8 protein-coding genes are annotated in these 10356 nt (G+C 74.2%); 5 read left to right on the top strand and 3 right to left on the bottom strand.

Annotation, left to right across the window (positions count from 1 at the left end):
- Positions 1 to 62: 62 nt before the first annotated feature.
- Positions 63 to 4712: an Lhr family ATP-dependent helicase gene (locus AOK00_RS18375; protein WP_055601385.1), complete on the bottom strand. Its 4650-nt coding sequence runs from the start codon at positions 4710 to 4712 to the stop codon at positions 63 to 65.
- Positions 4713 to 4822: 110 nt separating this feature from the next.
- Between AOK00_RS18375 and AOK00_RS18370 the strand changes: the two genes are divergently transcribed.
- From AOK00_RS18370 to AOK00_RS18360, 3 genes are read left to right on the top strand one after another with little or no spacing between them, the layout of a single operon-like run.
- Positions 4823 to 5668 carry an AraC family transcriptional regulator gene (locus tag AOK00_RS18370; protein WP_055601384.1) on the top strand — a complete coding sequence of 282 codons (846 nt, stop codon included), beginning with the start codon at positions 4823 to 4825 and terminating at the stop codon, positions 5666 to 5668.
- Between the two features lie 10 nt (positions 5669 to 5678).
- The gene (locus tag AOK00_RS18365) at positions 5679 to 6419 is read left to right on the top strand and encodes an AzlC family ABC transporter permease (RefSeq protein ID WP_055601383.1); all 741 of its coding nucleotides are present in this window, start codon (positions 5679 to 5681) and stop codon (positions 6417 to 6419) included.
- Entirely contained in the window at positions 6416 to 6724 is a 309-nt protein-coding gene (locus AOK00_RS18360; protein WP_055601382.1) for an AzlD domain-containing protein, read from the top strand. The genes AOK00_RS18365 and AOK00_RS18360 overlap by 4 nt, the downstream gene beginning before the upstream one ends.
- A 54-nt stretch (positions 6725 to 6778) precedes the next feature.
- Here the strand turns inward: AOK00_RS18360 and AOK00_RS18355 are convergent, their stop codons facing one another.
- A complete protein-coding gene (locus AOK00_RS18355; RefSeq protein WP_055601381.1) occupies positions 6779 to 7708 on the bottom strand; it encodes a hypothetical protein in 930 nt (309 codons plus the stop codon).
- Between the two features lie 79 nt (positions 7709 to 7787).
- On the opposite strand from AOK00_RS18355, the gene AOK00_RS18350 reads away from it, so the two are divergent.
- Together AOK00_RS18350 and AOK00_RS18345 are read left to right on the top strand one after the other, a co-directional pair.
- Positions 7788 to 7982, top strand: a complete 195-nt coding sequence (locus tag AOK00_RS18350) for a DUF3046 domain-containing protein (RefSeq protein WP_055601380.1) — start codon at positions 7788 to 7790, stop codon at positions 7980 to 7982.
- A 393-nt stretch (positions 7983 to 8375) separates the two neighbouring features.
- Positions 8376 to 9533: an AI-2E family transporter gene (locus AOK00_RS18345; protein WP_107097416.1), complete on the top strand. Its 1158-nt coding sequence runs from the start codon at positions 8376 to 8378 to the stop codon at positions 9531 to 9533.
- Between the two features lie 9 nt (positions 9534 to 9542).
- On the opposite strand, the gene AOK00_RS18340 is transcribed toward AOK00_RS18345, so the two are convergent.
- A complete protein-coding gene (locus AOK00_RS18340) occupies positions 9543 to 10322 on the bottom strand; it encodes a cytochrome d ubiquinol oxidase subunit II (protein WP_055601379.1) in 780 nt (259 codons plus the stop codon).
- Positions 10323 to 10356: the final 34 nt, after the last annotated feature.

The raw sequence follows: 10356 nt of genomic DNA, 5'->3' as shown, positions 1-10356 counted from the left end.
GGTGCGGGTGCGGGTGCGGGTCGGGAGCTGGAGCTGGTGGCTGTGCTGCGCGGGGGTGCTGCCTACGCGCGGAGGCGGAGGCCTCTCGGGGTGGCGACGAAGCCCGCCTGTTCCAGGGGGGCTGCCAGGGGGGACGTCAGGGACGTCGCTCCATTGACACGCTCCACCGTCACCGTGCCCAGGGTGCCCGCCTTCGCGGATGTCGCCAGGGCTTCCGCGGCGGCCTTCAGGGCCGGGTCGTCCGGGTCCGTCGGCCAGGACAGGAGCGTTTTGCCGCCGCGCTCCATGTAGAGCGCGAGTTCGCCGTCGACCAGGACCACCAGGGCGCCCGCCTTGCGCCCCGGCTTGTGGCCGGCGCCCGTCGGGGGCTCGGGCCAGGACAGGGCCGCCCCGTAGGCGTTCGCCGGGTCCGCCGCCGCGAGGACCAGCGCGCGCGGGCCCGCCGCGGCCTCCGCGCCGCGGTCACGGGCGGTCGCGGCGGCCCGCAGTCGGTCCACCGCCCCGTCCATGGCGAACTGGGCCGCGCCGAGACCCTCGACCACATAGCCGCGCCGGGCCTGCCCGCTGTCCTCGAAGGCGGCCAGGATCCGGTACGTGGCGGAGAAGCCGCCCTCCACGCCCTCGGCAGCCACCGCGCCCCGGGTGACCACGCCGTGCCGGTCGAGGAGGGTGCGGGCGAGGGCGTGCGCCCGGTGGGTCGGTTCCGGCTCCGGCGGGGGGAGCAGGGACCAGCGGCCGGAGACGGTGGGCGGGCCGGTGCGGGAGACGGGGCGGGCGGCCGCGGTCAGGGTGCCGTACCGGCCGCGCGGGACCGTGCGGCGCGCGCGGTGGGCGGTGGAGCCGGCCGTGCGGCCCGAGCCGAGGAGCGCGCGCAGCGGGGCCAGGGTGTCGTTGGTCAGACGGCCGGACCAGGCCAGGTCCCAGAGGGCGTCCGCCAGCTGCGGGTCGGTGGCGTCCGGGTGGGTGGTGGCGCGGATCTGGTCGGCGATCTGCCGGAAGAACAGGCCGTACCCGCCGGAGAGGGTCGTGAGCACCGACTCGTGCAGCGCCGAGAGCTCCAGTGGGTGCGGCTGCGGGAGGAGCAGGGGCGCCGCGTCCGCCAGATACAGCGAGACCCAGCCGTCCTTGCCGGGCAGCGCCCCGGCTCCCGCCCAGACGACCTCGCCGGTGGTCGTCAGCTCGTCGAGGAGCGCCGGGGAGTAGTCGCGGACCCGGGACGGCAGGATCAGTTTCTCCAGGGCCGAGGCGGGCACCGGTGCGCCCTGGAGCTGCTCGATCGCGCGGGCGAGGCCGTCGATGCCGCGCAGGCTGTTGCTCCCCAGGTGCTGCCACTGCGGCAGGAAGGTGGCGAGCGCCGCCGGGGGCACCGGCTCCAGTTCGTGGCGCAGGGCGGCGAGGGAGCGGCGGCGCAGCCGGCGCAGGACGGTGGCGTCGCACCATTCCTGGCCGATGCCGGAGGGGTGGAACTCGCCCTGGACGACGCGGCCCGAGGCGGCGAGCCGCTGGAGGGCGCCGTCGGTGACGGCCGCTCCCAGGCCGAGGCGGGTGGCGGCCTGGGAGGAGGTGAACGGGCCGTGCGTCCGCGCGTACCGTGCGAGGAGGTCGCCCAGCGGGTCCTTGACCGGCTCGGTGAAGGCCTCCGGTACGCCGACCGGCAGGGCCGTGCCCAGCGCGTCCCGGAGCCTGCCCGCGTCCTCGACGGCCGCCCAGTGCTCCCGGCCGCCGATCCGCACCCGGATCGCCCGGCGTGCCGCCCCGAGCCCGGGCGCCCAGCCCGCCTCGGCGCCGCGCTCGGCCAGCTCGGCCTCGGTCAGCGGGCCCAGGACCCGCAGCAGGTCGGCGACGCCCTCCACGTCCTTGACGCGGCGGTCGTCCGTCAGCCACTGGAGCTCCCGCTCCAGCTCCGTCAGGACATCGGCGTCGAGCAGCTCGCGCAGCTCCGCCTGGCCGAGCAGCTCGGCGAGCAGCCGGGAGTCCAGGGAGAGCGCGGCCGCCCGCCGCTCGGCGAGCGGGGAGTCGCCCTCGTACAGGAACTGCGCCACGTAGCCGAAGAGGAGCGAGCGGGCGAACGGGGACGGTTCGGGGGTGGTGACCTCGACCAGGCGGACCCGGCGGGCCTCGATGTCCCCCATCAGCTCCGTCAGACCGGGGAGGTCGAAGACGTCCTGGAGGCACTCGCGGACGGCCTCGAGGACGATCGGGAACGAGCCGAACTCGCTCGCCACCTGGAGGAGCTGGGCGGCGCGCTGACGCTGCTGCCAGAGCGGGGTGCGCTTGCCGGGGTTGCGCTTGGGCAGCAGCAGGGCGCGCGCGGCGCACTCCCGGAACCGGGACGCGAAGAGCGCGGAGCCGCCCACCTGGTCGGTGACGATCTGACCGATCTCGCCCTTGTCGAAGAGGGCGTCGGCCGCGCCGACGGGCGCCTTGTCGGCGTCGAACGTCGTGTCGAGGTGCCGTCCGGGGTCGACGGGTTCGTGGTCGAGGAGGTCCAGGCCCATGTCCAGGCCCATCAGGTCGGCGTCCGGGAGGCGCAGCACGATGCCGTCGTCCGCGTGCATCACCTGCGCGTCCATGCCGTACCGCTCGGCGAGCCGCGCGCCGAGCGCCAGCGCCCACGGGGCGTGCACCTGCGCGCCGAACGGGGAGTGGATGACGACCCGCCAGTCGCCGAGCTCGTCCCGGAACCGCTCGACCAGGATCGTCCGGTCGTCGGGCACATGGCCGCAGGCCTCGCGCTGCTCCTTGAGGTACGCCAGGACGTTCTCCGCGGCCCAGGCGTCCAGGCCGGCGGCGAGCAGCCGCAGCCGCGCGTCGTCGTCCGATAGGGCGCCGACCTCGCGGAGGAACGCGCCCACCGCCCGGCCCAGTTCGAGGGGGCGGCCCAGCTGGTCGCCCTTCCAGAACGGCAGCCTGCCCGGCACCCCGGGCGCCGGCGTGACGAGCACCCGGTCCCGGGTGATGTCCTGGATCCGCCACGAGGTCGTGCCGAGGGTGAACACGTCGCCGACCCGGGACTCGTACACCATCTCCTCGTCGAGCTCGCCGACCCGGCCTCCGCCCTTCTTGGGGTCCGAGCCGACGAGGAACACGCCGAAGAGGCCCCGGTCGGGGATCGTCCCGCCCGAGGTGACGGCGAGCCGCTGCGCGCCCGGCCGCCCCGTGACCGTGCCGGCGACCCGGTCCCAGACCACGCGCGGGCGCAGCTCGGCGAAGGCGTCCGACGGGTAGCGGCCGGCGAGCATGTCGAGCACGCCCGTGAACGCCGATTCGGGCAGCGAGGCGAACGGCGCCGCCCGGCGCACCAGGGCGAGCAGGTCGTCCACCTGCCAACTGTCGAGCGCGACGATGGCCACCAGCTGCTGGGCCAGGACGTCCAGGGGGTTGGCGGGGATCCGCATCGACTCGATCGCGCCCGTGCGCATCCGCTCGGTGACCACGGCCGCCTGCACCAGGTCGCCCCGGTACTTGGGGAAGACCACGCCCGTCGACACCGCGCCGACCTGGTGCCCGGCGCGGCCCACGCGCTGGAGTCCGGAGGCCACCGAGGGCGGCGACTCGACCTGCACGACCAGATCGACCGCGCCCATGTCGATGCCCAGCTCCAGGCTGGAGGTGGCCACCACGGCGGGCAGCCGCCCCGCCTTCAGGTCCTCCTCCACCTGGGCCCGCTGCTCCTTCGACACCGAGCCGTGGTGGGCGCGGGCGAGCAGCGGCGGGGCGCCCTGGGCCGCGCCCGACTGGGCCATGATCTCCGCGGGAGGAGCCCCGTCGGGGAGGGGTTCGCCGGTCGCCCGCTCGTACGCGATCTCGTTGAGCCGGTTGCACAGGCGCTCGGCGAGCCGCCGGGAGTTGGCGAAGACGATCGTGGACCGGTGGGACTGGACGAGGTCGGCGATCCGCTCCTCGACCTGCGGCCAGATCGACGGCTTGTCCCCGCCGTCCCTGCCCTCGGAGGCGGGGGAGCCTCCCAGCTCGCCCATGTCCTCGACGGGGACGACGACGGAGAGGTCGAACTCCTTGCCCGAACGCGGCTGGACGATCTCCACGGCGCGCCCCGGCGACAGGTACCGGGCCACCTCGTCCACCGGGCGGACCGTGGCCGACAGGCCGATCCGGCGCGCGGGGCGGGGCAGCAGCTCGTCGAGCCGCTCCAGGGAGAGGGCCAGGTGCGCGCCCCGCTTGGTGCCCGCGACCGCGTGGACCTCGTCCAGGATGACCGTCTCCACGCCCGCGAGGGCCTCGCGGGCGGCGGAGGTCAGCATCAGGAACAGCGACTCGGGCGTGGTGATCAGGATGTCCGGCGGCCGGGTCGCGAGCGACCGGCGCTCGGCCGGCGGGGTGTCGCCGGAGCGGATGCCGACCCGGATGTCCGGCTCGGGAAGCCCGAGCCGCACCGACTCCTGCCGGATTCCGGTCAGCGGCGAGCGCAGGTTCCGCTCGACGTCCACCGCGAGGGCCTTGAGCGGGGACACGTACAGCACGCGGCAGCGCTTCCTCGGCTCGGCCGGCGGCGGCGCGGAGGCGAGCCGGTCGAGGGAGGCGAGGAAGGCCGCCAGGGTCTTGCCCGAACCGGTCGGAGCGACGACGAGCACGTCGGAGCCCGCCCCGATGGCGGTCCAGGCGCCCTCCTGCGCCGCCGTGGGCGCGGTGAAGGCCCCGGTGAACCAGCTGCGGGTCGCGGGGGAGAACGAGTCGAGCGCGGACCTGACCATGTCCCCCATCGTGCACCCCGGCACTGACAACCGCCCGGACCTGGGGATACCGGGACGGGATGTCCGCGCGCACCACGGCGGCCCCCTCGGCCCTGCCGCAGAATGGAGACATGGCGAGCGGGGAGCGGGCACGGTACTGGCAGTACTCCGAGCTGCCCGGGGTCGACCTGCTGCACGCCCGCTACATCCGGAAGGCCTTCGCCCGGCACACCCACGAGACCTTCGTCTTCGCCGCGATCACCGAGGGCGTCGAGGCCTTCCACTACCGCGACGACCTCGTCCACGCGGGCCCCGGACAGATCGCCCTGGTGAACCCCGACACCCCGCACACCGGGCACGCGGGCGTGCCCGAGGGCTGGACGTACCGGACGATCTACCCCGACGCGGAGATCGTGCGGTCCATCGCCGCCGACACCCTCGCCCTGCGCGGCTCGGTCGGCTTCACCGCGCCCGTCGTGGACGACCCGTACGCCGCCCGGCTGGTCGTCGGCGTCCACCGGGCCGCGGAGGAGGGCAACGCGCTCGCGGCCGACAGCCTGCTCCGGCTGGTCACCGCCCGGATGCTGCGCAGCCACGGCGGGATCGTCACCCCGCTCCCGCCCCGCTCGGCGGGCGCCCGGAACGCGGCACGCGCGCGTGCCGTCCTGGAGGACCGCATGATCGAGCCGCCGACCCTGGAGCGGCTCGCCACGGACCTCGGCACCAGCCCCTTCGCCCTCCTCCGGGCCTTCCGGGACGCGTACGGGATGCCGCCGCACACCTGGCTGACCGACGCGCGCGTACGCCGGGCCAGACAGCTGCTCGACACGGGGACGCCGCCGGCGGAGGCGGCCGCGGCCGTCGGCTTCACCGACCAGTCGCACCTCAACCGGCATTTCAACCGCAGTGTCGGGGTGCCGCCGGGGGCCTACCAGCGCGCAAGAACGTACAAGACCGGGCCGCCGGGGCTGCCGTAACGTCCCTGACGTGGCAGAACAGACAGCACCTCCCGTCATACGCGACGGCACACCGGCCAAACCCGACGCGGCCGTCGTCCGCGACGCCCTCGGGGTCGGCGTCGCCGTCGGGCTCTCCGGCTTCGCCTTCGGCGTGACCTCGGCGGGCTCCGGCCTCAGCGTCCTGCAGACCTGCGTCCTCAGCCTGCTCGTCTTCACCGGCGCCTCGCAGTTCGCCCTGGTCGGAGCGCTCGCCGCCGGCGGCAACCCCTTCACGGCCGCCGCCGGGGCCTTCTTCCTGGGCACCCGGAACGCCTTCTACGGGCTGCGCCTCTCCCAGCTCCTCGCCGTGCCGAAGGCCGTCAGGCCGTTCGCCGCGCACTGGGTGATCGACGAGACCACGGCCGTCTCCCTCGCACAGCCGACCCGCCGGGCCGCCCGCATCGGCTTCACCGTCACCGGACTCACGCTGTACGTCCTCTGGAACGCCACCACCCTCCTCGGGGCGCTCGGCGCCGAGGCGATCGGCGACACCGCGGCCTGGGGGCTCGACGCGGCCGGACCCGCCGTCTTCCTGGCCCTGCTCGCCCCCATGCTGAAGTCCGCGACCGAGCGGGCCACCGCCGGGATCGCCGTCCTGCTCGGGCTCGGGCTGCTGCCCGTGCTGCCCGCCGGTGTCCCGGTCCTCGCCGCGGCCCTCGCCGCGCCCCTGGTGCTCTGGTTCCAGGGCCGCCGGATGGGCCCCGCCGGACGAGAGAAGGACTCCCGATGAACGTCTGGATCGCGATCGCCCTGACCGCCGCCGGGTGCTACCTGGTGAAGCTGGCCGGCCTGCTCGTACCCGCCGGAGCGCTGGAGCGCCCGCTCGTCCAGCGGCTCGCCGCCCTGCTGCCGGTGGCGCTGCTCGCCGCGCTCACCGCGCAGCAGACGTTCAGCACGGGCGGCACCGTCGTCCTGGACGCCCGCGCCGCCGGTCTCGCGGCGGCGGCGGTCGCCCTCGTCCTGCGGGCACCGTTCCTGGTCGTGGTGGGCGCGGCCGTCGCCGTCACGGCGGGGGTACGGGCGTTGGGCTGGTGACCTCCGGTGCAGGCTCGGTGAGGGGGCCGGCCGTGCTCGCCCCGGCTCCCGAGGTCATTCGAGCGGGCGGCCGTGGGCGCGGAGCGTGCGGAGGGCTTCGACCGTGACCATCGGGCGGCATTCCAGGGCCGTGCCGGGGGCCCAGGCGCGCCAGCGGATCGGCCAGCCGCCGTCCTCCTGCTGGTCGGCCGCGAGCCGGTCGAGCGAGCGGGTCATCTCCTCCTCCGTGAACCAGCGGGTCGCCAGGGAGTCCGGCACGCGCGCGTAGTCGTGCGGAAAGTGCAGCTCCCCCGGCGCGTACCCGTCCGCCACCGGGTGGTCCTCCTCCCGGTCCGGGTCAAGGACGGCGAGCCGTTGGTCCCGGACCATGCGGCCGAGGCGGTCGGCGGCCGCCTCCGCACGCGCGCGGTCCGGGGCCCCGTCGAGGAAGGCGACGGCCGCCTGGACCTCGTACGGATGGGACTTCTCCAGGGACTCCACCGCCGACCAGCAGAACTCGGTCGCCCGGAACAGCCACGCGTGCCAGACCTGGTTGCGGTGCAGCACCCCGACCACGGGGCCGGTCGTGAGCAGCGCGCTCGGCGGGGAGTCGACGACGGGGACGAACGGCGCGGACGGGTAGGCGCGCTGCGAGGGATGGATCGCGGGGAGCGCGCCCTCGTGGGTGGAGACGTCCGTGAGGTAGCGGCAGATGCGCTCCACGCGCAGCCCGCCGCAGCGGCCGATGGAGTCGAGCACCCGCAGCGCGTGCGCGGTGTGCAGGGGCTGGCTGACCGGCCCGCGGAGATCGGGTTCGAGCGCGTGGCCGTAGCCGCCGTCCTCGTTGAGGTACGCCGAGAGGGCCGTCTCCACCTGATCCGCGCCACCGCGCAGGAAGTGGTAGGCGAACCGGCGCTGTTCCAGGACGCGGGCCGTCAGCCAGATGAAACGCTCGGCGCGGGTCAAGGGGGTCGCTGACGGGGAGGAGAGTGGTTTTTCGGCCATGCTCCGACCGTAGGGCGGAAAGTCGCGGTGACAAGGGCTACGGAGCGGGCTGCACTCTTGGGAGCGTGATACTGGGGTCATGCGGTTGACGATTTTCTGGGAACGGATGGCGGACCACTTCGGTGCGTCCTACGCCGAGTCCTTCGCCCGTGACCATGTGATGGCCGAGCTCGGAGGCCGGACGGTGCACGAGGCGCTGGATTCCGGCTGGGAGACGAAGGACGTGTGGCGGGCCGTCTGCGCGGCCGTCGACGTACCCGCCGACAAGCAGTGACCGGACGGTCGCCGGGTGGTCGCCGGACGGTCGCCGGACGGTCTGATCCGCCGCGTGGCCGGAGAGCGCACCCCACCGTGACCGGGTCGGTCACGGCAGGTGACCGAAGGGGATGCGGGGGGTCCGGGGTGGAATGTCCGTGCGGTGCGCGAGACTGGCGGGGTGGCTCCTCCGACTGACGACACCGATGACACCGACGGCTCCGACCCGACCGCATCGACGGGTTCGACCGGACCGATGGGATCGAGCGCCGCGACGGGTTCGACCGGACCGATCGGACCGGCTGCACCGGCTGCGCCGGCTGGATCGACCGGCTCCGCCGTTTCGACGGCGCCGGGCGGCAGAGGCGGCGACGGCGGCCCCGCACCCGTGTCCGCCGCCCAGGCGGCCCGGATGCCGCGGTGGCTGCCGCGTGCGATCGTCCTGGCCCTCGCGCTCTACTCCGTCTTCCTTCTCGGCAACTGGGCCTTCCACCAGCTCGTCGGCCTCCTGGTCAACATCCTTCTCGCCTTCTTCCTCGCCCTCGCCATCGAACCCGCGGTCGGACGCATGGCGGCGCGCGGGATGCGCCGGGGGCTCGCCACCTTCATCGTCTTCTTCGCCGTCCTGATCTTCGGTGTCGGCTTCGTCGTCCTCCTGGGGTCGATGCTCGCCGGCCAGATCGTGGACATGGTCGAGAACTTCCCCAGGTACATCGACTCCCTGATCAACTGGATCAACCAGACCTTCGACACCGACCTGTCGCGGGTCGAGGTCCAGGACAGCGTGCTCAGCTCCGACTGGCTGCAGAAGTACGTCCAGAACAGCGCGTCCGGCGTTCTCGACATCTCCGCCACCGTCCTCGGCGGCCTGTTCCGGCTGCTGACGATCTTCCTGTTCTCGTTCTACTTCGCGGCCGACGGGCCCCGGCTGCGGCGCGCGCTCTGCTCCGTCCTGCCGCCGGCCCGGCAGGCCGAGGTGCTGCGGGCCTGGGAGATCGCGGTCGACAAGACGGGCGGCTATCTGTACTCGCGCGGACTCATGGCCCTCATCTCGGGTGTCGCGCACTTCGTGCTCTTCGAGATCCTCGACGTGCCGTACGCGCCCGCGCTCGCGGTGTGGGTGGGCCTGGTCTCGCAGTTCATCCCGACCATCGGCACCTATCTGGCCGGCGCGCTGCCGATGCTGATCGCCTTCACCGTGAACCCCTGGTACGCGCTGTGGGTGCTCGGATTCGTCGTGATCTACCAGCAGTTCGAGAACTACCTGCTCCAGCCGAAGCTCACGTCGAAGACGGTGGACATCCACCCGGCGGTGGCCTTCGGTTCGGTCATCGCGGGGACGGCGCTGCTCGGCGTCGTCGGCGCGCTGATCGCCATCCCGGCCATCGCCACCCTCCAGGCCTTCCTCGGCGCGTATGTGAAGCGGTACGACGTGACGGACGACCCGCGCGTCCACGGTCACCGGAGGTACGGGGAGGCCGTGGTCGCGCGCCTGCAGAAGGCCCTTCACCACAAGCGGGAGAAGGAGAGAGAGCAGGAGAACGCTCGGTCCCGGACCGGGGATTCCTGAACCTGCCCCTCAGAGGTACGACGGCCCCGTTACCCGGTGCCGGAAGGTGTGCCAGATCCACGCCTGGACGGCCACGAGCAGCGGCGTGACGACCAGCAGGGTGGGGACGAGCAGACCGAGCGTGGCGGGGGACGCCGCCCGCCCGGCCAGCGGCAGCGCGGTGCCCGCCCAGAGCGGCAGGCCGCCCATCAGGACCGCGGTGAGCGCGAAGGACTGCCAGGGGCGCCCGGCGCGTCCGACGAGCCGGCGGGCGCGCTCGTACGGCGGTCCCGTGAGCCGGAGCGTGGCGAAACCGAGTCCGTGCGCGGCGAACAGCGCGGCCACGGCGAGCGCGGTGAGGAGGGCCGTCGCTCCGGTCGACGGCGTGTACGGCCGCCCGGTGAGCAGGGCCGCGAGCAGCCACCCCCAGGACATGGCGACGGTCCAGCTCCCGCAGGTGACGGCCGCGTCGCAGGCGGCGCGCCAGCGCGGACCGGGACCGCGGCCGCGGGACCAGAGGCCCGCGTCGCGGACGATCCAGCCGGTCAGCAGGGCGACGAGGACCGGGAACTGGCCGCTCAGGAGATCGCCTTCGAGAGCGGGGAAGCAGCCGACGAGCACGCCGACGGTGGCCACGAGCCAGACCTCGTTGCCCAGGAAGAACGGGGCGAACGAGGCGAGGACCAGCCGCCGCTCGCCGTCGTTCCGGCCGAGCCAGGGCGTCAGCATGCCGGTGCCGATGTCCGCCCCGGCGAGGACGAACCAGCCCGCCGCGAAGAAGGCGAGAAGGGCGATGGCCAGGGTCTCCACGGGGGCTCCTCGGGTTTTCCGGGGGGAGGGGGGT

The sequence above is a fragment of the Streptomyces aureus genome, from assembly GCF_001418135.1.
Classification (GTDB): Bacteria; Actinomycetota; Actinomycetes; order Streptomycetales; family Streptomycetaceae; genus Streptomyces; species Streptomyces aureus_A.
The sequence above is the reverse complement of the archived record's forward strand: the minus strand, read 5'-3'. Positions and strand labels throughout refer to the sequence as shown.